This is a genomic window from Henriciella litoralis (assembly GCF_002088935.1).
GTDB classification, from domain to species: Bacteria; Pseudomonadota; Alphaproteobacteria; order Caulobacterales; family Hyphomonadaceae; genus Henriciella; species Henriciella litoralis.
In genome coordinates, this window is record NZ_NCSS01000006.1 from 1950563 (window position 1) to 1970745 (window position 20183).

Genomic DNA, 20183 nt, shown 5'->3' on the forward strand with positions numbered 1-20183 from the left:
AGACCAAGGAGGTATAAATGGCAGACACAGCAACCAAGATTTTCCACAATCTCGAACGCCCGGTCACGACCGTGCGTGACAAGCTCATGGAATTCCACCTCGACCGCGACGCCCCGATCCCGTCGCCATCAGAAGTCGATATGGACACCTTCGACGTACTCGACCCTGAGCTGTGGCGCCGCAATGCCTTCTGGGACTTCTTCGAGTGGATGCGCGACAATGATCCGCTCCACTACACACCCGACAGCTTCTCAGGTCCGTACTGGTCGATCACGCGACACGAAGATGTGATGAAGGTCGATATCGACCATAAGCGCTTCTCCTCCAGCTGGGAATATGGCGGCATTACCCTCGGCGAACCCTTCGATGATTTCGAACTGCCAATGTTCATCGCCATGGACGAACCGCGCCACTCAGAACAGCGCAAGACCGTCCAGCCAGCCGTTGCCCCGAACATGTTGAAAGAGTTCGAACCCCTTATCCGTTCGCGGACCCAGGGCCTGCTCGACAGCCTGCCGGTCGGCGAGCCGTTTGACTGGGTCGACACCGTTTCGATCGAGCTGACCACGATGATGCTGGCCACCCTGTTCGACTTCCCGTTCGAGGATCGCCGCAAGCTGACCCGCTGGTCAGACATCGCTGTGAACCCGTACAATCCGGACATCTGCCCTGGCGGCGTCGACCAGTGGAAGCAGGAGCTGATGGAGTGCCTGACGACCTTCATGGGTCTCTATCAGGAGCGTCAGGCCCAACCGCTCAAAAATGATCTGATCAGCCTGCTCGCGCATGGCGAGAAGACCAAGAACATGACGCCGATGGAACTGCTCGGCAACGTCATCCTTCTCATTGTTGGTGGCAATGACACGACCCGCAACTCGATGACGGCGTCGGTCTACGGCCTCAACAAATTTCCCGAAGAATATGACAAGCTGAAAGCTGATCCGTCGATCATTCCGAATATGGTCTCCGAGGTCATCCGCTGGCAGACACCTCTCGCCTATATGCGCCGTACCGCGCTTGAAGACGTCGAGATGCACGGCAAGACCATCAAAAAAGGCGACCAGGTCGCCATGTGGTATGTCTCTGGCAACCGAGACGAGCGCTTCTGGAAGCAAGATCCTGAGCGTCTCATCATCGACCGCGATCAGGCTCGCAATCACATTTCATTCGGCTTCGGCATTCACCGCTGCGTCGGCAACCGCCTGGCAGAACTTCAGCTGCGCATCCTCTGGGAAGAGATCATGGAGCGGTTTGAGCACATTGAAGTGCTCGAAGAGCCCCTGCGTACGCCGCACTCCTTCGTGAAGGGCTACACCTGGATGCCAGTGATCTGTCATCCTAAGAAGTAAGCGGACTGTCAGACGTCAAAAAATTTGCCGCCGGTGCTCTGAAGCCCGGCGGCTTTTTTATGGTTTGAGATACAATTTGCGCCGAGTGGCTAGTCGTCAAACTCGTCGATAATACCGCTGAGGCGAGAGCGCCCGCCATCCATGGTCAGGGTCTCGCCCGTAATGATCGCTGAGGATGGCAAAGAGAGATAAAGCGCGGCTTCGGCAATTTCGTCGGCGAGGCTCGCACGACCGAGCGGGGTACGCTTTTTCAGCCACGGCTCTTCATTCTCAGCGCGCGGGCGCAGCGCACAAATGGCATTCGAGCGGATGCTCTTTGGCGCCAGATCAACCGCGGCCGCGCGCATCACACCCAGAATGGCATGCTGAACGACCGCATCGGCAAAATCGCCTTCATTGATCTGGTGTGCCGATAGCGAAAGAACGAAAGTCACCGTTCCCAATTGCCGTCGGCGCCCCATTGTATCGCCGGCCTCTTCAACGCGCCGGGCGACATATTTTTCAAAGAGTTGAAGCGTGAGAATGGCGCCGCGCACGGATTTCACATGCAGCTTTTCAAACTCTCCAAGGTCGAGCTCCGCCAGCGCCGTCTTGGGCGGCAGGGGCGGCACGGACACAATATGATCGACATGGCCATAGGCCTCGATCGCGGCTGCGAGGCAATTCTTCAGGCCGATACGGGTGTGCAGGTCTTCCTGCTGCACCAGTGCCTTGTCTCGTAAATTGTCGGAGAACTTCTCAACGCGCTTGGCCTGCGAGTCACAGGCAATGACGGCGTGGCCAGCGTCTGCAAAACGCCGGGCGACGGCTTCGCCAGTAAGCTGGCCGAGGCCAAGGATGAGTGTAACGGGTTTGTCCATGATGGCTCCTGATCCGCCGGACGGACGGCCCGACAGATCAGGTAACGCCGGAGGAGTGGTCTAGTTCGGTTTCAGGTTGACCAGTTCCTCTTTAATTTTCAGTTTCTTGCGCTTGAGATCATACAAACGGACCTCATCAGCTGCCGGGCGTTTCTGTTCCTCGGAAATCTCCTGATCCAGACGTTGGTGGCGGTTTGAGAGTTCCTCGATACGTCCTTGAAGTGACATTGTATCATGCTCCTTTCTTGCTGATGAAAAACTGTGTCTTTCAGGGCACAGTTAAGCACAGCGATTTGGAGGGGTCACGCAGTTTCCAATGAAAATCCTGTCAGATTCTCAGAATCTCAGACCTTGCCCGTTTTACGGGCGGCCTTGGACCGATACATGGCCTCATCCGCCTGCGCGATGAGCAGTTCGCTGGACCGTTGGCCGCCCCACTGAACAATGCCACATGACGCGCCCATACCAGGGCGCCCGCTTTCATCCGCATGGCCCGACACCACATTCATTGCCTCAATCTCTTCGCGGATCCGGTCTGCCTTGATCTGGCAATCGGCAAGCTCTGCATGACTCAGGATCACCGCAAACTCGTCCCCACCCAGACGCCCGACAACATCACTCTGACGCACCTGCGCGCGGATGACATCGCAGACCCGCTTCAACATCTCATCCCCGCACGCATGACCGAACCGGTCATTGACCAGCTTGAAGTCATCAAGGTCGAGATAGATGAGGCACAGCGGCGTCTCATGGCGCCGGGCGAGCGCGATTTCACGCGACAGCTCCCGCTCAAAGGCCCGCCGGTTCAAGACCGGGCAAAGCACATCCCGGTCGGCCAGCGCCTCGGCAGCAACGAGATCGGCCTCAAGCCGGGTCACTTTGCCCCTCAGAAACAGCACTTCTTCCGCCAGCGCCCGGAACGCGGCGGACACATTCAGCTCAAGCTCGCGCGGCTCAATATCGATGGCCCGCAACAGCTGGTCACTGTCGGACAGAGGCGGCTCGGGCGCGTAATGTGCATTTGAGTCTTTGTGTGCTTCGCTCATTCTCTCTCTATAGGCCAATCTCCTTGATCCATCTACATGACTCACGGCTTGACGGCGAACCCGCCCTGCCTATGTTGTGCCGCTTCCTGATAAGGGGGCTTGCCGATGAGCGACCCAAAACCCGTTGTTGGTGTGATCATGGGCAGCCAGTCCGACTGGCCGGTCATGAAGCTTGCCTGCGAGATGCTCGAACAGCTCGGCGTCGCGCATGAAGCACGCATCGTCTCAGCCCACCGCACCCCTGACCGCCTGACCGATTATGCCAAGACCGCCAAGTCTCGCGGCCTGAAGGTTATTATTGCTGGCGCGGGCGGCGCGGCGCACCTGCCTGGCATGACCGCTGCGATGACCCCGCTTCCCGTCCTCGGTGTGCCGGTTCAGTCGCGCGCGCTGAACGGTCAGGACAGCCTGCTCTCCATCGTCCAGATGCCGAAAGGCGTACCTGTCGGCACGCTCGCCATCGGCGAAGCTGGCGCGGTCAATGCCGGCATCATGGCCGCCTCGATCATCGCGCTGAATGACCCATCGGTCGCAGACAAGCTCGATGCGTTCCGCTTCAGCCAGACAAGCAGCGTGGCCGAGGTCCCAGAAGGATGAAACCCCTGCCACCCGGCGCGGTTATCGGCATTCTCGGCGGCGGTCAGCTTGGCCGTATGCTGGCAGGTGCAGCGGCGCGTCTTGGTTTTGACGTCAATATTTTCTGCCCCGGGGAAAGCCCCCCGGCCGCCCGCGTGTGCGCCCGTCACTTCGACGCTGACTATGACGACAAGGCCGCTCTGAAAGCCTTTGCAGAAGCCTGCGACGTCATCACCTATGAGTTCGAGAACATCCCCGTCGCATCGGTCGCCCACCTTGTCAGCCTTGGCGCAGAGGTCCGCCCCGGCGCAAAATCGCTAGACGTCTCGCAGGACAGGCTTGCGGAGAAACAGTTCTTAAACGCCATCGGCATTGAGACAGGCCGGTTCGAACCGGTCGCCAGCATCGCTGAGCTTGAAAACGCCCTCAAAGCACTCGGCGGAGAAGGCCTCTTGAAGACGCGCCGCGAAGGCTATGACGGCAAGGGTCAGGCGCGCGTCAAAACCGGCGATGATCTTGCCGCCGCGTTCGCCGCGATTGGCGAGGTGCCTGCGATCCTCGAAGCCCTCGTCCCGTTTGAACGAGAGATTTCCGTCGTGATCGCCCGCGGCGCCGACGGTAAGACCACCGCCTTCGACCCCAGCATGAACGACCATAGTGGCGGCATCCTGAAACGCTCGACCGCACCCTGCGGCCTCAGCGAAGACGTCATCGCTAACGCCCGAAAGCTTGCTGAAAAGCTCGCAGCGGAAACCGGCCATATCGGCGTTCTCGCGCTTGAACTCTTCGTCCTGAAAGACGGCACGCTGCTCGCCAATGAAATGGCGCCGCGCGTCCACAATTCAGGCCACTGGACGCCCGAAGCCTGCGCCACCGGCCAGTTCGAACAGCATATCCGCGCCGTCGCCGGCTGGCCGCTCGGTCCCGTAACCCGCCATTTCAATGTCGAGATGGAAAACCTGCTCGGCGAAGAAGCCCTCGCCCCGCCAGAGAGCTATCCCGTAGGCACAATCCTTACCCTCTATGGCAAGCGCGAGGCGAAGGCCGGTCGCAAGATGGGCCATGTGGTCCGGAGGACCGGGCCTGCTGGACAGACCTGATCGCGCGCGTCTCCCCGAGGTCTTGAACTTGCGCTCATAATTCACGGCAAGATGCACGATCACGACGGGGAGCAAGTGACCGCCAAGACCGCAAACCAATCGGCCTTCACGTCCGCTAATCGGTCTCCCCGCGCCCTCTGAGCCGGTCCAGCAGGTCCAGCCCGGGCTTGGCAAACTTTGAGCCCCACTGGCCAAACTTCATCGCGCCCTGCAGCCGCTTCTCGATAAACGCGTCGAGGTCCTCTTCGGAGGGCTCATCCTGCCAATAGAGCACGATCTGCGGCAGCACCGCCGAAAGCAGCGCCCGCTTGGTTTCGCGGTTATAGTCTTCTGCGGTGTCGCCTGCTGCGAGCCAGATCGCGTCCGCCGTCTTCCACGTCCGCTTGGCGGCAGCAGGCGCGTTCCACGGTGCAAAGCCGCGCACTGCTGCACGTTTCACAGCCTCACGATGAGGCGCCAGCACGCTTAGCCAGGCCTTAATGCCCGCAGCGACCTTTTCATGCGTGCGTAACGCCGACAAATCCTGCGCCTCAAGCGCGGCCAGCATGTCTTCTTCGGCCCTGTCGAAAAACCGTTCGATTAAATCCGGCACGCCATTTGGGGCGGCGAGTGCTTTTTCATCGGAACCAAGTCCCGCTTCACGCGCTGATAGGGTAACGGCTTCATCCGTCCATCCCATATCTTCGATGTGTGGCATGAGCGCATCAAGCCACTCATCCTGCAGTCGTATTGACGCTCTTCTTGCTGTCATTGCTGGCTCCGGGTGTAGGCAAGCCTGAAATTTGGTGTTATAGGCGCGCCTTCACAAGTAACAGACACGCCAGACTATCGCTCGGGCAGGCCCCGAGCAAACCAATGGAGATTTGAACATCGTACAGATCGTCGTCCGCGACAACAATGTCGAACAAGCCCTACGCGCCCTAAAAAAGAAGATGCAGCGTGAGGGTCTCTTCCGGGAAATGAAATCCCGTACCCATTTTGAGAAGCCTTCCGAAAAGAAGGCTCGCCAGAAGGCAGAAGCTGTGCGCCGCGCTCGCAAACTTGCTCGTAAGCGCGCCCAGCGTGAGGGTCTGGCCTAGGCCAAACCCGCCAAGTCTGGCGTAGATAAGAAAACCCCTCCAGCTTTCCGGCTGGAGGGGTTTTTTTGTTGCCCGGAGTTTAAACCAGTCGGCGCCCGCCTCAGCTAGGCTCCTTCTTCTTCCCCGGAATGATCTTGCCAAACCATTTGCCGACATCGCCAACCCCTGCCCCATGCACAGCGCCAGCGCGGTAAACGCGTGAAGCGAGCCACAAGACGGTCAGCGACGCGACGATCATCAAGATCAGCAGCCCGGCAATCTCCAAGAATGGCAGGCCTGTCGGGATCCGCAGGATCAACAGGAAGGGCGTGAAGAACGGGATCCAGCTCATAATCGAGAGGATCGGCGACTCCGCATCTGAAATCGCCACCGTGATCATGAAGAGCGGCACCATCAGCAACACAATCAGCGGGGTCATCAATGTCTGCGCTTCCTGGATCGTATCACAAAGCGACCCGAGCGCCAGGAACACCGCGCCATACATGAGATAGCCCAGCACAAAGCTGAGGATGGCTGGCGCGAGCAGCTCTGGCCGCAAGACCGCGCCCGCCACTGAGAAGACGCCTTCACGCAGAGACGGGTCCATCATTGAGCCGAATGAATTGGCCATGATCACCGCGCCCATGGCCCAGACACCCATCAGCGTCAACGCGACGGCGAGAACAGCGAGCAATTTGCCCGCCAGCATGTGCGGCAACTTCACCGAGGTCAGCAGCGAGTCGAAGATCTTGTTTGACCGCTCCTCAATCGTGCCCATCAGCAGATAGTTGACGACAGAGAAGATCAGGAACCACAGCATGAAGGCCATGATGATCGAGGCGTAGTAAGGCGCGCGGTCCGCCAGCGTGACCGCTGACCCGCTATCGGACGAGGCGGGCCTTGCGCGCCGCTCTGCAACCGTGCGCGATTGCTCCGCCGCCTGGCGCAAAATACCCGGGCTGACACCAGCAGCCTCAAAAACACGCTTTTCAGTGAGCGACCGTTCGGCAGAGCGGACCTGCCGCAACAGGGTGTCAGACGTGACGTTCTCACTCCAATATTCGATCTCGCCGCTACCCTCGGGCACGAACACGGCCGCGAAGAGCGGCTGCGGGCCAGTTGGCGTCTCGACGGTCTTGTCCCCCAGGAGATAGGGCCGGATCGCCTCCTCGGTGTCGGCGGGTGGAGGCACGCTTATAAAATCAGCCTGGGGCAGCTGAACCTGCGCCCCGCCAGCAGCATCCAGCGCCTCCTGGACGCTCGCACCTGAATCGATGGCCGCGTCAAAGGCTTCCACTTTCTCGCTCGGTGTGTCGTTCAGAGCCCCCGTTGGATCAAGCAACAAACGCGCTCTGTCGATACGGTCCTCATCAAGCTCGGCTCTCAGCGCGTCCGCGAAGGCCGTGCCGCTTTCGATGACCGTATAATAACGCGTGGGCTGTGACGCCGCCGCCCAGCTTGGCGCCATGATGCCGACCGCCATCAGGATCGGCGTCAGCATCAGGCCAAGCCAGAACCCCCAGGCCTGCACATAACCAAGATAGTCACGGCGGGCGACGAGATAGATAGACCGCATTACGCCGCCTCCACTTTGGTTTGCCCGGCCAGCGACTGGCGCAGATCCTCTGCCTCTGCCTCAGACACCAGCGACACAAACACGTCCCGCAGTTTGGCATCCTCTGGCCGGAAGCTTGTGATGGGGGCGCCGGCATCGATGGCGGCGCGAAGCGCATCCTGCTCACCAAGTCCGGTCGGCAGCGACACGCGCCAGACATCGCCCTGGCGTTCAACATCGACAAAGCCTTTCGGGGCCAGCGCAGCTTGAAGATCAAAGCCTTCCGTCACACCGATCAGCGCCGCACGGCCAAGCGCGCCGAACGCCTCGTCCAGCGTGCCATCGAAAACCTTGCGGCCCCGCGCCATCATCACGATGGAATCGCAAAGCCGCTCGGCATGCTCCATCACATGGGTCGAAAACAGGATCGTCGCGCCGCGCTTGTGCTCCTCAATAATCATGTCCTCCAGCCCTTGCTGGTTGACCGGGTCGAGGCCGGAAAATGGCTCGTCGAGGATCAGAAAGTCAGGCCGATGCGCGAGCGCGGACAGGATTTGCACCTTCTGCGCCATGCCCTTGGATAGTTTGGAGATACGTGAGCGGCCAAACTCGGCCAGCCCCATACGCTCCAGCAACTCGTCGGCCCGGTCGCGGGACTCGCCCGCGCTCATGCCTTTCAGACGCCCGAAATAGGAGATGATCGCCCGTGGGCTCATTTTCTTGTAGAGGCCGCGCTCTTCCGGCAGGAAGCCAACTCGCCGCAGCGAGGCGATATCAGGGGGCCCGCCGAACAGGCTCACCCGGCCCTCATCGGGGCTCAGCACGCCCAGCGCCATACGCAGGCTGGTCGATTTACCGGCCCCGTTCGGCCCGAGAAATCCGGTGATGCTGCCTTGCGGGACGGACAGGCTGAGATCCTTCACGGCGGTAAAAAAACCAAACCGTTTGGTGACGGCCTCCATTTCCAATGGCGCTGCAGTCATTAGCGTATCCCTCCAATTACCGTGCCCCAGATGACCGATAATCAACGCACGGTTTGAAGGCTACCCCTTGCCAAGACATTAAACAGCGCGCACGCTCCAGTTGATGAAACGTAGTGACGATCCGGGACGCCCTCCCAGACACCTGCCTCCGCCGCAGACCGACCCGTCTGAAGCCGGTTTTCGCCGTGCGCCAAGACATGATCCGGGCTGCGACCTTCATCGCATCGACGCAGCGTTGCGGCGCCTCGACAATGGCCGCTTTGGCCACTGTCTCTATTGCGGCGACCAGATCAGCTTTCGCCGTCTGAACCGCGATCCGGCCATCGAAAGCTGCTCGACCTGCAATGAAGGCTGAATACCACAGAGAAGGAAAACACGATGACAGCGACCTGCGCGTGCGGCTCGGTTAGCGTTTCCATTGAAGACCGCCCGGCTTTCATCTTCGACTGCAATTGCAATATGTGCCGCAAGACGGGCGCAGCCTGGGGCTATTTCCAACCCGGCGCGGTGACCACCGAAGGTGCAACATCCGCCTTCTCGCGGACAGACAAGCCGTCACCCGCCGTCGCTGTTCATTCCTGCCCGAACTGTGGATCAACGACGCATTGGGTCCGCACGGAAGATTTCATCGCAGGGCACGGCAATGACATGGCGGGCGTGAATATGCGCCTGTTCGATCCGGACGCGCTCGCCGGAATCGAAGTGCAATATCCAGATGGCAAATCCTGGACAGGGGACGGTCCGTTCGGCTTTCGCCGCCCTGCCCTCACCATCAGCGAAGAAACGCCCTGGTAGGCGGTCTTTCAGCTCGTCGCTGACAGGCGCATCAGGACAAGGCCGGACAGGATCAGCACCGCCGCTGCAATCCGCATCGGCGTCATGCTCTCCCCCAGAAACATAATCCCAAGAATAAAGGCCCCGACAGCGCCTATGCCGGTCCAGACCGTATAGGCCGTCCCGAGTGGCAAGACCCGCATCGACCATGAGAGCAGCGCGAAGCTGCCAATCATCGCCGTCAGCGTGATGACGCTCGGCCAGAGCTTCGTGAACCCGGCAGATTGTTTCATGAAATAGGCCCAGACCACTTCCAGCAGTCCGGCAATACCAAGGACAATCCACGCCATATCGGCCCTCAACAGCAATCAAGCGCCGGGCCGTCCCGGACCTGTCTCCCATAAGGGCGAGGACGTGGCCTGCCTTTGCACGCTAAGTAAGGAGCGGCTCGTTGATTGCCACTCCATGTTTCAGGCTAATCGGCACTAACTTCCGACGAAGCGCAAGTCCTGAAGCCAATCGTGCAAGTGTCCATGCTTTTCTGGCTGTTCCGTCGACAGCGTCAGCATGAGGAGTTGCACTTCGCGCTCATTTTCATGAGCGACCAGTGCAAACTGGCTTGTCCACCCATCGTCTTCCATCTGAATATCTTCAACTCGCCAGCTTAGTCCATTTGCCTCAATCAAGGGGCCGTCTTTCAACGATGATGGCCAGCTAAACGGCGAAGCCGTCTTTTTCTCGACGCGCATCGACGACACGCGAAGAGCGATCGATCCATGATGATAAATGACCGTCTGATTGTCTGGCGCCGTTGACTCAACCAGGTATCCGGGCAGATGAAGCTGCCAGCCCTGAAATGGGGCGAGCGACACGGTTCGACGTTGATATCCGATGCCGTCCGGAACTGGCGGCATATCGTCAGAAACCGCTCGGAAGTACTCGGAAACTGCAGTTTCCAGATCAGCGGGGATCGGCTCGTTTAGCGCTTCCAACTTAGTAACAATAAACCTGATTTGATCATTCGTGCGCGACTCAAGCTCATTTGCTGGGGCACGCCATTCAGCGACCTGCCAAAGCATGCCGCGAAGCTGATTTAGCCAGAACTGCCCATCCAGCCCTTCTGACCACCATGGAAAGAAGCGTGCTGCTTCTCCGAGGAGCTCAGCCTCATCTGCCTCGACGACAAATTCTGCCCAAGCGGCAGAATTGTACCCCAATGGACAAGCAATCAATTCAGAGTCCAGTCCGAGGCCGTATGGAATGCAGAACGAGCCGCCTTCAAATGCCTGCGACCGGTGCGATCGGGTCAGGGATCTTAGAAATTCTGCCATCTGCCCCTGCAGACTCGAGAAGTCTCGATCAACCACATAACCCGTCTCGTCAGTGCACTGATCCCCAACGCCACCCCAATTCCAGTTAAAACTCAGCTGATGGGCCACATCTTCCAGCATGCCCACGACCGCAGCATGGTATCCCGGGCCGGTATTGGATGAGCGGAAATTGACGACGAGACCATCTTTAACCGCCTCAAAAAAAATTGAATCCGCGATTGGCAATAGTTTGACAGCGAGCGCTCCGTCAGCTGTGACGGCGCTCGAATAGAGTGGCGCCAATTGGTTTTGCTTTGACCAGGCCTGAGCTTTCTGATCGACCGCGCCGAGAGCCTTGGCTCCCTTCGCTCGACCAAAAAGAAGCTTCGGCCCCTCAGGCGAATAGGCAGAAGCGTCAATTCCCATTTGTATTTGCCCGCTTTGAGACGAGAACCGCCCCTAGTTAAGCCCTTCGCGGCCAATCGCGTAGAAGCGTTCACGACGCTGACGTTTCAGCTCGGTGGCCGACAGACCGTCGAGATCACCAAGCGCCTTGTCGATGGCTTTTCCGGCCTGGCTGATGGCACGCTGCGGATCGCGGTGCGCGCCGCCCATCGGCTCTTTCACAATCGCGTCGATCACTTTCAGCTTCAGCAGGTCGTCTGAGGTAATCTTCATCGCTTCTGCCGCATCGCGCGCCTTGCCGGAGTCGCGATAGAGAATGGATGCGCAGCCCTCAGGCGAGATCACCGAATAGATGGAGTGCTCCATCATCAGCACCTTATTGGCCGCCGCGATGGCAATCGCGCCGCCGGAGCCGCCCTCGCCAATGATCAGCGAGACCATCGGCACGGTCAGAGTCAGGCACCGCTCGGTCGACCGGGCAATCGCCTCAGCCTGCCCGCGCTCTTCGCCGGCCTTGCCGGGGAATGCGCCAGCGGTATCAACAAAGCTCAGCACCGGCAGCTTGAAGCGCTCAGCCAGGTCCATCAGGCGGACGGCTTTGCGATAGCCTTCCGGGTGCGCCATGCCGAAATTATGCCGCAAGCGGCTTTCGGTGTTGGTGCCCTTTTCATGGCCCATGATGACGACACTGCGCCCGCGGAAAGTCGCAAGGCCGCCCAGCACGGCTTCGTCATTGCCGAAGACACGGTCACCGGCCAGTTCCTGGAAGTCATCGAACAGATGTTCGACATAATTGCTGAAGTGCGGGCGCTCTGGATGGCGGGCGACTTGCGTCTTGCGCCATGGCGTCAGCGAGGAATAGGTATCCTTCAGCTGCTTGGCCGCTTTGTCCTTGAGCTTCTTCAGCTCATCGGAAAGAGAGGGTCCGTCACCTGTTTGCGAGATGGATTCCAGCTCGGCAATCTTGGTCTCAAGCTCGGCGATCGGCTTTTCAAAATCGAGATATGTCGTAGGCATGTGCTTGAACCTAATGTCAGTCGGGTATGAATCCTAGCCACTTTACGCTGGCAGGTGGCGCTCAAAGAGCTGAACGTCACTGCCGCGATACGATGTATCTGTCACCCAGACAAATCCACATTTCTCAGCAACTGCGCGTGACGCGGCATTGTCATGGTCGATTATGCAGGCAATTTTCGGCGCCTTCAGCTCACTGTCAGCCCAGCTCAGCACCGCTTTCAGGGCCTCTGTCGCATAGCCTTGGCCATGGGCGTGGCGCGCAAAGGCCCAGCCGGCTTCGGGTATTCCGGAAAGATCCGGCTGCAGCCCCCGCATGAAATCAGCCAAGCCGATCTCGCCGAGAAACTGGCCGCTTCCCCGTTCGCAAACGATCCAGTTGCCATAGCCTATAAGGTCCCACATGCCGCGCATTCTGCACATGGTGAACCATGCATCCTGATGATCGCGCGTCTGCCCGCCGATAAAGCGCACCACTTCCGGGTCTTGCCACATAGCCGCGCTAGCCTCGAAGTCGGACGCTGCGGCCCCGCGCAGATGCAGCCGCTTCGTCAGCAGCACGGGCACAGGCCGCCCTTCGCTCACCGCTTCTGCGCTTTCATCTGCTCCAGCATCCGGCCCATCGCAGCATGCACCGCCTGCATGCCTTTCAGCGGGCGCACCATCACCTTGAAGTCGGTGATCAGCCCATCCTCATCCCACTCGATCATATCGATGCCGTTGACCAGAATGCCGTCCATCTCGCATTCAAACTCCAGCACGGCGCGGTCCTCGCAATCGAAGACGCGCACATAGCGGAACGTGTCACCGCCCAGCGTCTGTCCCGCCGCGCCGAGATACATCATCGTGATCGCCTTGCCGCGCTGAGGTGTGTGAACGACTGGACTGGTGAAGACGACATCATCATGCAGGATGGCAGACAGCGATGCGGCATCATGGTCACCGTGAAAATAGTCCATCCAGCGCTGCAGATTGGCGCTGTGGCCCGTTGTCTCGATCATGCGTTTTCCCTCTCGGCAATTTTTTGTAGCGCCAGCCATAGCCCGAACGCGGGCGGGCGCGAACCCCTCGCTTGGCGGAACTCATCTTCATGCCAGCTGTTGGGTTAGAGGGGTCGGGGAGATCCAATCAAAAAAGGAGGCCAGCAAATGAGTGTTGCTCGCGTCACAGAAATTACCGCCAAAGGCAAATCCATCGACGATTGCATGGAACAGGGCGTCAAACGCGCTTCTGAAACCCTGAAAAACGTCGAGCATGTCTGGGTTTCGGACATCAAGGCTCGCGTCAAGGACGGCAAGATCGATGACTATTACGTCACCATGAAGGTGACCTTCGTTCTCGAAGACTGACCGAAATGGATCGCAGCGCGCGAGGCGAAAGCCCGGCGCGCTGCTGTCCGTTCTTATAGTCTAATCAGCCGCACTATTGGCCGATGAGCGGCTTGCCGACCAGAAATTCGCTATAATCATCAAAGCAATAACCCCGGCGCAGAACCCAGCTTGAGGGGAAGGCCGGATCGACAAAGATCATCTGCACGCGCCCCCAAGTGCGGTGCGGTGTGCCCGTTTCCGGATCCATGATCGCAAAATCGCACGCTGGCGCCCCTGAGCCATCAGGCTCAATCCAGGCGCCGAAATAGACGCCGCGATTCTGCGTCTCTCCTGCCAGTCCATTGATAAAAGTGATCCCGCGCTGCGCGCTGCCAGCAATTGGAAACGTCAGCACAGCCTGCCCCAGCGCATTGTCATGATCATAGACAACGCGGCCGATTTCAGTGGTCCATGACTCGTCGGCCATTGCCGCAGGCGCGATGGAAAGCGCCAGCGCGCCCGCCAGAATGTATGACTTCATCAGATTTTCTCCTCAGCGCAGGCCCTTCAAAAGGCCGGCCCACCTAGTCTTGCAGACAGTATTCCATCGGATAAACGACATTTATGCGGCGGGCCAATGTGCCATTGGTACGAAGCGGCTCAAAGCGCATCTGCGTTGCGGCCTGATAGGTCGGCGCATTGAAGTCAGCCGATGAGCAGGCCGTCAGGATGTTCTCCGGCCGCCCGTCTGTCGTCACATCCATCATGGCATAGCAAAGGCCTTCGCGCTGCGCGATGACGGCCCGGTCAGGATAGGTCGGCCAGGGCTGTGTGATCGGCTGGGCATCGCGGTCGACAATAGATGCTGGCGTAGACCGCCCGCCCAGCAGCTCATCGCCTGCTGATCCGGCCCGCGATGTCTGCGCCAGACGCGCAGTCCAGCCATCCGGGTAACTCACTGTGGCTGTCGGCGCACCGACATGATTGCATTCGGCGATCAGCTCTTCGCGAACCACAGGCCCGGTCGTGCCAACGGTCTGATTTGCTGCGGGCGACTGCTGCGCGGGCACGACCATCGGATCGACAGCACAGGCCGCCGCGAAAACCAGCGGCAATGCGACAAGCGGAATATATCTAAATGATTTCAAGGAAAAAGCCTCATGATTGCGTTGACGCCGCACTCGGGTTTCCGGTGCGGTGATGGAAGTTCAACACATAGAACGCCTGAGGCAGACGCCTAGTTCTCCGCTGGCTCGTCTGCGAGGCAGTAATTGATCGGCAGCAGGATATCATCAGTCGCCGGACTGTCTTGCCCGTCGGCCGCTTCAAACGTCAGATTGGCCAGCATAGCCTCCGTCGCCTTGCCGAAACTCGGAAGCGAACAACTCGTTATGATGTTGGCTGTCGCGCCTTCGGCGGTGACGTCGAACATCGCTTCGCAGACGCCCTCAACACCGAGGGCGTTCATCAGTGGCGGAAATTCGGGCGCAAGCGCCTGCATCGGGATCGGCATGACAACATCGCCGCCCGGTGCGTTCGCCTTGTCGATACGCTCTTCCCACCCCTCCGGGATGATCTTGTTGGCAACCGCCTCGCCGCCGCAGGCTTCGATATCGGTATAGCCGCTCAGAATGCCCAGGATTTCGCTGGTCAGCGGCTCTTCCATGGCCGCATTCAGCGCGTCGATCGTCTCTGGATCAAACCCGTGATAGTCCATCTCGGCAGCAGCAGAACCGGCCATAGCGGCAGCGCCCGCAAGTGCGGTTACAAAGGGAATAAGTTTCATGGGGGGGCTCCTTGATTGCTCTTGGATACCCCCACACCCTATCAGGCTGAGTAGGCTTCGGCCAGTTCTGGGTCTTTCCCGGCGACCAGATCAGCCAGATCAGAGATCACCTTGGCCTGTTTCCAGGTCGCGTCATCCTGCATCTTGCCGTCCAGCATGGCGACGCCTGACCCATCCGGCATCGCTTCCAGAATGCGGCGGGCAAACTTCACCTCGTCGGCGTCCGGGCTGAACACTTTCTTGGCGATGGCGATCTGGTTCGGATGGAGCGACCATGTGCCGGAACAGCCCAGCAGATAGGCATTGCGGAACTGCTGCTCGCACGCCTCGCTATCGGAAATATCGCCAAACGGACCGTAGAACGCATTGATCCCGGCCATGCGGCAGGCATCGACCATGCGGGCAATCGTATAGTGCCACGGGTCCTGCTGGGCATTGGCGCGAGCTGAGCCGTCTTCATTCGGGTCATCGATGACACGGTAGAAGGGGTGGCCACCGCCAACGCGGGTCGTCTTCATCTTGCGGTCTGCGGCAAGATCTGCCGGGCCAAGCGAGATGCCCTGCATGCGCGGGCTCGCCAGCGCGATGTCTTCAACCAGCGCCATGCCCTGGGCAGTTTCAAGAATAGCGTGGAACAGGATCGGACGTTTCAGCCCGGCCTTGGCTTCGAGTTGCGCCACATACTGATCGGCGAAATGAATGTCCCACGGCCCTTCGACCTTCGGCAGCATAATCACATCAAGCTGATGACCGGCCTTCAGGACCAGCTCTGACACATCATCCTGAAACCAGGGCGAGTTCAGCGGGTTTACGCGGCTCCAGAAGCCTGTGCCCTTGGCCTGCCAGTCGACCATGTTCGCCATCTCGATGGCGCCGGCGCGGGCCGCATCCTTGGCATCAGACGGGATTGCGTCTTCCAGATTGGCCAGCACAACGTCCGCCTGATCGGCCATTTGCGGCACCTTGGCCCGCACCTTGTCCAGATGCGGCGGCACGAAATGGATCATCCGCTCCAGACGCACCGGCAGCTCACGCATCGGATCAGGCGCGCCGATGGCAAGCGGTTTGAAGAAATTGCGCGGTGTTTTCTGGCTCATTTGTATCTCCCTGTTGCGGCGCAACATATCGCGGGGAGAGGCGGGGTCAATCGATGGGCCGACTGGTTCGAAAAATTGTCAAAGCAAACTGACTTACCTAGTCGCATCATTGGCAGCTGGCGTCATAAATGTTGAATAGCAACCCAACTGCTTGAGAAGCAATATCGGCAAACGCTTAGTCATCGATCGCTAAAGACAGCTCCAAGGTATCGCCTGGTTTCTTATACGCTCGGTTCAGCATCGCTTTAAACTGATCCCATGAGTCTGATGCTCGCATGAGCGCGGTCACACCTTCTATGTGCTTTTGCAAGTCCGGATGCCCACTTTCTTTCGTGAACCATTGATGGTGCTTTGAAGCTCTTCTGCCTGGCGCGACAGTAGGATTTCGTTTGCGAAGCTCATCCGTCAAGCCTGGAGCAAGCCGATCATACACCAGATCGTTTGTCCAATGTGCAACTACCTGTGGCTTTTTCGTGGTCCACGGCTTGAACTCCCAGCCGCGCAAACGGAAAATTTCCTTATAAAAATCGAGCGGAAATGTTTGCGTCCATTTTTGACGTTCTTCTGTCAGGTACTGTTGAAAAATTTTTGCTAGAGCGTCCTTAGCACGAACGTCTTGATAACCAGTGGCTTCATCGACAAGTGCAATGATGCCCACTTTAGCCAAACTGCGCATGATTGCGTCAGCAGCTTTTACCATGCTTTCGTAGCGCTCAGGGATGGAGCCTGTCTCCGCCAAATGAAAGTCTCGAAAGCGCAAATAAACCTCTGCGGTCAGAGGAAGCAGCTGAGCATTATACCCAACACCTTTGCCACCGTGCATCGTTCGATAGAAAACCGGAGTTGTTGCGGCCATCAGCTCGCTGTCGATAAACGGAGCAAACGCGGAAGAACTTAAAAAGAATGGCAGTTCATCAGCAGTCGCCAGAACCCCAGTACCTGCTTTTGGAGAGCGTGAACGCCCCAACGATCTCAAAAACGTTGCCTGCGTAATGACCCGAGTACCATCGCCAACGATGGCGCATGAGATTTGTCCATCTCCAAGCGGAATACTTCCTTCGAGGATTGCTTCGGGCAAATGCTTGGCCCAGCGATTCTCAGCGGCCTTCTTGGCAATTTCACTTCTACGCTTCGCGCTTAGCTTCGACGATCTGGCGTTAGCTGCTGCAACTTTCTTGGGGTTTTTCTTATCAGGCATGCGCATATCCTTTCAGCATTATGCTTGCATACCTTATCTGCAAGCATAATGCAAATGCTTGCATGGAGCACGTGCAAGCATAACGCTTTCCGCTATTGCGGAAAGCGCACCGATAGAAGCGGATGAAACTTTGTTAGCGCGTAAAACTGTAATGATGGCGGCGGAAGGCTTGGTCGTCGCCCTCCAGCGTCACCATCATGCGGATGGAGAAGGCGCTGGGTGAAATATCGTAAGTGTATTCGCAGCTCGCCTGCACACCATTGTCCTCGCAAGGCGCCAGCGTCACCACCATCAGGCTGCCATCCTCTTCGATGCGCCGTGTGACGGTTTCCTGGTTGATCATGCGGCCATTGTCGGAAATCGTGATGTCCGCGCCGCCATCGGCCTCAGGGTCTTCCGGGAAGGTAAAATACAGCCCGAAGGTCCGCTCGGTCTGCAGCACCATCAGCTCGACCGGGATCGTGCTCTCGGTCTCGCCGTCACCATAGTCGAGATAGGTCAGCGTGCCCTTCCAGTCCGTCCCGACAATCGGCTTCAGATCGTCGGGGGTTATCGTCGGCCCATCGGCCGGCGCAGGCACATAGGCCGAAGCCTCTTTTTTGGCCTCAATCGTTGACGCGTCTTCTTTCGGGGCGGGCTTGTCGGCCTGACCGCACGCAGAAAGGATAAGGCCTGCGCACAGGCAAAGAGTGGCTAAACGCATTTGATATCTTTCAGTCCGGCAGATCGCCGTTGAGCATCCGGGCGGACCAGCGTCAATGCCTAGTCCTGATCGTCGCCGTAACGGACGAGCCCGACAGACCGCTCATATTTGAGGGCGCTCATGAAGAACAGGCCGCTCAGATAAAGGGCAACAAGGGCGGTCACAGCTTCGACACCCCAGAAGATCACGCCTGTGACATGCAGGGTGAACAGGACGAGAGAGGCAAAGCCGAGCAGGAATGCGCCTGAAACTTCCAGAATGAAAAGTCCGGCGATAGCGGCGCGAATTGTAGCAGGCATAAAGAGCTCCAGACAAACCGAGGCGTCCAAACAAGCTCGGGCGCGCAGTCTATAATAGTTGCGCGCCCGGCATTGTAAAAGCGGTGGTATGGAAATTATTGCAGTCTACTCGTCTGAATCATCTGAAACCTTGACCAGTTCAGTCTCGATCATCAGCTGCAGCTCGTCAGAAACGGCCGGCGCGGCATAGCCCATGCCCCACTCAGAGCGCATCATCGTGCCCGTGGCCGAAAACCCGGCCTTGTAGGAGCCGCGAGCCTCTCCAGCCTTGTTCAGCGTCACATCGAGCGTCACCGGATGGGTCTCGCCTTTCAGTGTAAGGTCACCTGTCATTGTGCCCGTCTTGCCGTCTTCGGTTTCAAACGACGTCGCGACGAATTTGGCTGTCGGATATTCTTCGAGCCCGAAAAGGTCCCCGGAGGAGAGATGGTTCTCGAAATCCTCGCTATCGGGTGTGCCGACCCAGAACCCACCATCGGCAAGATTGAAGGTCACTTCGATCGTGGAGTTTTCCGGGTTTTCCATGTCCAGCATGAGCGTGCCGTCATAATCGGTGAACTCAATCGCCTGACGGGAAAAGCCCATATGGTCCCAGCTCGCGACGATTGCGGTGTGATCCTTGTCGAACTCATAGGCGACAGGTTCTGCCATCGCGATCGGGGCGACGAGGGCAAGACCGATAGCGGTCAGTGAAAGTGTTGCGGTTCTGGTCATATAGAAGGTCCTTTCGTGGGGGAGGAGTCTTTGGCTCTTACCAGAAAGGTGGAGCAGAGCCCGCGCGAGGCAAGCGCCGCATAAGTCTTAGCCAGCCAGCGGATGGGCCATTTCCAGAAGCTCGGCCAGTTCATCGGTCAGCACATGCGTATAGATTTCGGTGGTCGAGATATCCGCATGGCCGAGCAGCGTCTGCACAGAGCGCAAATCCGCCCCGCCCTGCAAAAGATGCGTCGCATAGGCATGACGAAGCGCATGCGGATGCACCCGCGCCGGGTCGAGCCCGGCTTTGAGGCTGAGATCCTTCAGAAGCTGGCCAAGCCTTCGGCGTGTGAGATGCGGCTCCTTGCCCCGCGAGGGAAAGAGATACGCGCTCGCGCCTTTCGCCTTCACCGTTCCTTTCGGCAGACTGTCTTCGCGAATGTCCAGCCAGTCCGCGATCGCGTCCAGCGCCGGTCGCCCAAGCGGGCAGAACCTGTCCTTATTGCCTTTGCCCCGCACGATAATGTCACTCGTCTCCCAGACGCCCTGTTTGCGGCGCGGTAGATTGCCAAGCTTCAGACTGACAAGCTCACTCACCCGCAACCCGGCCCCATAGAGCAGCTCGAGCAGGCACCGCATGCGGACATCCTCCCCGCACGCATCAATAAGGCGCAAGACATCCTCGCGCGACAGGACATCAGGAATATCGCGCCCCGCCTTCGGCCCTTCCAGCCGCGAGGTCGGATCGTCCTTGCGCTCGCCTTCTTCAAACTGGAAACGGAAAAACCGGCGCAGCGATGAGAGCTTGCGCGCCTGACTTCTCGGCGCGAGCCCCTGGGCCGAAAGCCAGGTCATATAGCGGGACACCTCAGCGGCTTTGGCCTTGGTGAGTTTCCCCTTCATCTGGTCCGACGCATCCCGCAAATCGCGCCCATAAGCATCCAGCGTATGGGGCGAGGCGCCACGTTCGGCGCTCATCATTTCAAGAAAGGCTTCGATGCGGGCAGCGTCTGACATGCCCCCGAAAATAGACACTTGGCGTTAACGGGAGACGAAAACGGGCG

At 58.8% G+C, this 20183-nt stretch carries 27 protein-coding genes; 7 read left to right on the forward strand and 20 right to left on the reverse strand.

Annotation, left to right across the window (positions count from 1 at the left end):
- The first annotated feature begins 17 nt into the window (after positions 1 to 17).
- Entirely contained in the window at positions 18 to 1349 is a 1332-nt protein-coding gene (locus tag B8783_RS12950; RefSeq protein ID WP_084420523.1) for a cytochrome P450, read from the forward strand.
- Between the two features lie 89 nt (positions 1350 to 1438).
- Here B8783_RS12950 and B8783_RS12955 read toward each other — a convergent pair whose 3' ends face one another.
- The 3 genes from B8783_RS12955 to B8783_RS12965 form a co-directional block, all read right to left on the reverse strand.
- Positions 1439 to 2209, reverse strand: coding sequence for an SDR family NAD(P)-dependent oxidoreductase (locus tag B8783_RS12955; RefSeq protein ID WP_084420524.1), 771 nt, complete (start codon positions 2207 to 2209; stop codon positions 1439 to 1441).
- 60 nt (positions 2210 to 2269) lie between these two features.
- A complete protein-coding gene (locus B8783_RS12960) occupies positions 2270 to 2437 on the reverse strand; it encodes a YdcH family protein (protein WP_084420525.1) in 168 nt (55 codons plus the stop codon).
- Between the two features lie 116 nt (positions 2438 to 2553).
- A complete protein-coding gene (locus B8783_RS12965; protein ID WP_084420526.1) occupies positions 2554 to 3255 on the reverse strand; it encodes a GGDEF domain-containing protein in 702 nt (233 codons plus the stop codon).
- 105 nt (positions 3256 to 3360) lie between these two features.
- On the opposite strand from B8783_RS12965, the gene purE reads away from it, so the two are divergent.
- On the forward strand, positions 3361 to 3852 hold the full coding sequence (gene purE, locus B8783_RS12970; RefSeq protein ID WP_084420527.1) for a 5-(carboxyamino)imidazole ribonucleotide mutase: 492 nt from the start codon (positions 3361 to 3363) through the stop codon (positions 3850 to 3852).
- Positions 3849 to 4931 carry a 5-(carboxyamino)imidazole ribonucleotide synthase gene (locus tag B8783_RS12975; RefSeq protein WP_084420528.1) on the forward strand — a complete coding sequence of 361 codons (1083 nt, stop codon included), beginning with the start codon at positions 3849 to 3851 and terminating at the stop codon, positions 4929 to 4931. Before purE ends, B8783_RS12975 begins: the two co-directional genes overlap by 4 nt.
- Before the next feature lie 115 nt (positions 4932 to 5046).
- On the opposite strand, the gene B8783_RS12980 is transcribed toward B8783_RS12975, so the two are convergent.
- Positions 5047 to 5682, reverse strand: coding sequence for a COQ9 family protein (locus tag B8783_RS12980; RefSeq protein WP_084420529.1), 636 nt, complete (start codon positions 5680 to 5682; stop codon positions 5047 to 5049).
- Positions 5683 to 5758: 76 nt separating this feature from the next.
- Between B8783_RS12980 and rpsU the strand changes: the two genes are divergently transcribed.
- Positions 5759 to 6010, forward strand: coding sequence for a 30S ribosomal protein S21 (gene rpsU, locus B8783_RS12985; RefSeq protein ID WP_084420530.1), 252 nt, complete (start codon positions 5759 to 5761; stop codon positions 6008 to 6010).
- Positions 6011 to 6110: 100 nt separating this feature from the next.
- Here rpsU and B8783_RS12990 read toward each other — a convergent pair whose 3' ends face one another.
- Positions 6111 to 7565 (reverse strand): ABC transporter permease, encoded by a 1455-nt coding sequence (locus B8783_RS12990; RefSeq protein WP_084420531.1) that lies wholly within the window; start codon positions 7563 to 7565, stop codon positions 6111 to 6113.
- Positions 7565 to 8527, reverse strand: coding sequence for an ABC transporter ATP-binding protein (locus B8783_RS12995; protein ID WP_084420532.1), 963 nt, complete (start codon positions 8525 to 8527; stop codon positions 7565 to 7567). The genes B8783_RS12990 and B8783_RS12995 overlap by 1 nt, the downstream gene beginning before the upstream one ends.
- Positions 8528 to 8630: 103 nt before the next feature.
- Between B8783_RS12995 and B8783_RS13000 the strand changes: the two genes are divergently transcribed.
- Both B8783_RS13000 and B8783_RS13005 read left to right on the forward strand, forming a co-directional pair.
- Positions 8631 to 8882 carry a TraR/DksA family transcriptional regulator gene (locus B8783_RS13000; protein ID WP_084420533.1) on the forward strand — a complete coding sequence of 84 codons (252 nt, stop codon included), beginning with the start codon at positions 8631 to 8633 and terminating at the stop codon, positions 8880 to 8882.
- Positions 8883 to 8905: 23 nt separating this feature from the next.
- Entirely contained in the window at positions 8906 to 9322 is a 417-nt protein-coding gene (locus B8783_RS13005; RefSeq protein WP_084420534.1) for a GFA family protein, read from the forward strand.
- Positions 9323 to 9330: 8 nt separating this feature from the next.
- On the opposite strand, the gene B8783_RS13010 is transcribed toward B8783_RS13005, so the two are convergent.
- From B8783_RS13010 to B8783_RS13030, 5 genes are all read right to left on the reverse strand, one after another.
- Positions 9331 to 9651 carry a DMT family transporter gene (locus tag B8783_RS13010; RefSeq protein WP_084420535.1) on the reverse strand — a complete coding sequence of 107 codons (321 nt, stop codon included), beginning with the start codon at positions 9649 to 9651 and terminating at the stop codon, positions 9331 to 9333.
- Between the two features lie 135 nt (positions 9652 to 9786).
- A complete protein-coding gene (locus B8783_RS13015) occupies positions 9787 to 11037 on the reverse strand; it encodes a hypothetical protein (protein ID WP_084420536.1) in 1251 nt (416 codons plus the stop codon).
- Between the two features lie 33 nt (positions 11038 to 11070).
- Positions 11071 to 12033 carry an acetyl-CoA carboxylase carboxyltransferase subunit alpha gene (locus tag B8783_RS13020; protein WP_084420537.1) on the reverse strand — a complete coding sequence of 321 codons (963 nt, stop codon included), beginning with the start codon at positions 12031 to 12033 and terminating at the stop codon, positions 11071 to 11073.
- Positions 12034 to 12075: 42 nt separating this feature from the next.
- Positions 12076 to 12591, reverse strand: a complete 516-nt coding sequence (locus B8783_RS13025; protein ID WP_233355783.1) for a GNAT family N-acetyltransferase — start codon at positions 12589 to 12591, stop codon at positions 12076 to 12078.
- 20 nt (positions 12592 to 12611) lie between these two features.
- Entirely contained in the window at positions 12612 to 13031 is a 420-nt protein-coding gene (locus tag B8783_RS13030) for a nuclear transport factor 2 family protein (RefSeq protein ID WP_233355784.1), read from the reverse strand.
- A 147-nt stretch (positions 13032 to 13178) separates the two neighbouring features.
- On the opposite strand from B8783_RS13030, the gene B8783_RS13035 reads away from it, so the two are divergent.
- On the forward strand, positions 13179 to 13379 hold the full coding sequence (locus B8783_RS13035; protein ID WP_084420539.1) for a dodecin family protein: 201 nt from the start codon (positions 13179 to 13181) through the stop codon (positions 13377 to 13379).
- Between the two features lie 73 nt (positions 13380 to 13452).
- Here the strand turns inward: B8783_RS13035 and B8783_RS13040 are convergent, their stop codons facing one another.
- The 9 genes from B8783_RS13040 to B8783_RS13080 form a co-directional block, all read right to left on the reverse strand.
- On the reverse strand, positions 13453 to 13881 hold the full coding sequence (locus B8783_RS13040) for a hypothetical protein (protein WP_084420540.1): 429 nt from the start codon (positions 13879 to 13881) through the stop codon (positions 13453 to 13455).
- Positions 13882 to 13924: 43 nt separating this feature from the next.
- The gene (locus B8783_RS13045) at positions 13925 to 14488 is read right to left on the reverse strand and encodes an energy transducer TonB (protein WP_084420541.1); all 564 of its coding nucleotides are present in this window, start codon (positions 14486 to 14488) and stop codon (positions 13925 to 13927) included.
- Positions 14489 to 14577: 89 nt separating this feature from the next.
- On the reverse strand, positions 14578 to 15126 hold the full coding sequence (locus tag B8783_RS13050) for an energy transducer TonB (RefSeq protein ID WP_084420542.1): 549 nt from the start codon (positions 15124 to 15126) through the stop codon (positions 14578 to 14580).
- Between the two features lie 41 nt (positions 15127 to 15167).
- Entirely contained in the window at positions 15168 to 16223 is a 1056-nt protein-coding gene (locus tag B8783_RS13055) for an HpcH/HpaI aldolase/citrate lyase family protein (protein ID WP_084420543.1), read from the reverse strand.
- Positions 16224 to 16398: 175 nt separating this feature from the next.
- The gene (locus B8783_RS13060; protein ID WP_084422098.1) at positions 16399 to 17421 is read right to left on the reverse strand and encodes a P63C domain-containing protein; all 1023 of its coding nucleotides are present in this window, start codon (positions 17419 to 17421) and stop codon (positions 16399 to 16401) included.
- Between the two features lie 133 nt (positions 17422 to 17554).
- Entirely contained in the window at positions 17555 to 18124 is a 570-nt protein-coding gene (locus B8783_RS13065; protein ID WP_084420544.1) for a hypothetical protein, read from the reverse strand.
- Between the two features lie 59 nt (positions 18125 to 18183).
- Complete coding sequence (locus B8783_RS13070; RefSeq protein WP_084420545.1) at positions 18184 to 18423, reverse strand: hypothetical protein; 240 nt, start codon at positions 18421 to 18423, stop codon at positions 18184 to 18186.
- A 105-nt stretch (positions 18424 to 18528) separates the two neighbouring features.
- Positions 18529 to 19137 (reverse strand): YceI family protein, encoded by a 609-nt coding sequence (locus tag B8783_RS13075; protein WP_084420546.1) that lies wholly within the window; start codon positions 19135 to 19137, stop codon positions 18529 to 18531.
- 87 nt (positions 19138 to 19224) lie between these two features.
- Positions 19225 to 20136 (reverse strand): tyrosine recombinase, encoded by a 912-nt coding sequence (locus B8783_RS13080; protein ID WP_084420547.1) that lies wholly within the window; start codon positions 20134 to 20136, stop codon positions 19225 to 19227.
- Positions 20137 to 20183 lie beyond the last annotated feature (47 nt).

What these genes read in the sequence shown, in the direction of transcription:
- B8783_RS12950 (WP_084420523.1), top strand. Translation starts at nt 18, where the DNA reads ATGGCAGACACAGCAACCAAGATTTTCCACAATCTCGAACGCCCGGTC.
- B8783_RS12955 (WP_084420524.1), bottom strand. Translation starts at nt 2,209, where the DNA reads ATGGACAAACCCGTTACACTCATCCTTGGCCTCGGCCAGCTTACTGGC.
- B8783_RS12960 (WP_084420525.1), bottom strand. Translation starts at nt 2,437, where the DNA reads ATGTCACTTCAAGGACGTATCGAGGAACTCTCAAACCGCCACCAACGT.
- B8783_RS12965 (WP_084420526.1), bottom strand. Translation starts at nt 3,255, where the DNA reads ATGAGCGAAGCACACAAAGACTCAAATGCACATTACGCGCCCGAGCCG.
- purE (WP_084420527.1), top strand. Translation starts at nt 3,361, where the DNA reads ATGAGCGACCCAAAACCCGTTGTTGGTGTGATCATGGGCAGCCAGTCC.
- B8783_RS12975 (WP_084420528.1), top strand. Translation starts at nt 3,849, where the DNA reads ATGAAACCCCTGCCACCCGGCGCGGTTATCGGCATTCTCGGCGGCGGT.
- B8783_RS12980 (WP_084420529.1), bottom strand. Translation starts at nt 5,682, where the DNA reads ATGACAGCAAGAAGAGCGTCAATACGACTGCAGGATGAGTGGCTTGAT.
- B8783_RS12990 (WP_084420531.1), bottom strand. Translation starts at nt 7,565, where the DNA reads ATGCGGTCTATCTATCTCGTCGCCCGCCGTGACTATCTTGGTTATGTG.
- B8783_RS12995 (WP_084420532.1), bottom strand. Translation starts at nt 8,527, where the DNA reads ATGACTGCAGCGCCATTGGAAATGGAGGCCGTCACCAAACGGTTTGGT.
- B8783_RS13000 (WP_084420533.1), top strand. Translation starts at nt 8,631, where the DNA reads ATGAAACGTAGTGACGATCCGGGACGCCCTCCCAGACACCTGCCTCCG.
- B8783_RS13005 (WP_084420534.1), top strand. Translation starts at nt 8,906, where the DNA reads ATGACAGCGACCTGCGCGTGCGGCTCGGTTAGCGTTTCCATTGAAGAC.
- B8783_RS13010 (WP_084420535.1), bottom strand. Translation starts at nt 9,651, where the DNA reads ATGGCGTGGATTGTCCTTGGTATTGCCGGACTGCTGGAAGTGGTCTGG.
- B8783_RS13015 (WP_084420536.1), bottom strand. Translation starts at nt 11,037, where the DNA reads ATGGGAATTGACGCTTCTGCCTATTCGCCTGAGGGGCCGAAGCTTCTT.
- B8783_RS13020 (WP_084420537.1), bottom strand. Translation starts at nt 12,033, where the DNA reads ATGCCTACGACATATCTCGATTTTGAAAAGCCGATCGCCGAGCTTGAG.
- B8783_RS13030 (WP_233355784.1), bottom strand. Translation starts at nt 13,031, where the DNA reads ATGATCGAGACAACGGGCCACAGCGCCAATCTGCAGCGCTGGATGGAC.
- B8783_RS13035 (WP_084420539.1), top strand. Translation starts at nt 13,179, where the DNA reads ATGAGTGTTGCTCGCGTCACAGAAATTACCGCCAAAGGCAAATCCATC.
- B8783_RS13040 (WP_084420540.1), bottom strand. Translation starts at nt 13,881, where the DNA reads ATGAAGTCATACATTCTGGCGGGCGCGCTGGCGCTTTCCATCGCGCCT.
- B8783_RS13050 (WP_084420542.1), bottom strand. Translation starts at nt 15,126, where the DNA reads ATGAAACTTATTCCCTTTGTAACCGCACTTGCGGGCGCTGCCGCTATG.
- B8783_RS13055 (WP_084420543.1), bottom strand. Translation starts at nt 16,223, where the DNA reads ATGAGCCAGAAAACACCGCGCAATTTCTTCAAACCGCTTGCCATCGGC.
- B8783_RS13060 (WP_084422098.1), bottom strand. Translation starts at nt 17,421, where the DNA reads ATGCCTGATAAGAAAAACCCCAAGAAAGTTGCAGCAGCTAACGCCAGA.
- B8783_RS13065 (WP_084420544.1), bottom strand. Translation starts at nt 18,124, where the DNA reads ATGCGTTTAGCCACTCTTTGCCTGTGCGCAGGCCTTATCCTTTCTGCG.
- B8783_RS13070 (WP_084420545.1), bottom strand. Translation starts at nt 18,423, where the DNA reads ATGCCTGCTACAATTCGCGCCGCTATCGCCGGACTTTTCATTCTGGAA.
- B8783_RS13075 (WP_084420546.1), bottom strand. Translation starts at nt 19,137, where the DNA reads ATGACCAGAACCGCAACACTTTCACTGACCGCTATCGGTCTTGCCCTC.
- B8783_RS13080 (WP_084420547.1), bottom strand. Translation starts at nt 20,136, where the DNA reads ATGTCAGACGCTGCCCGCATCGAAGCCTTTCTTGAAATGATGAGCGCC.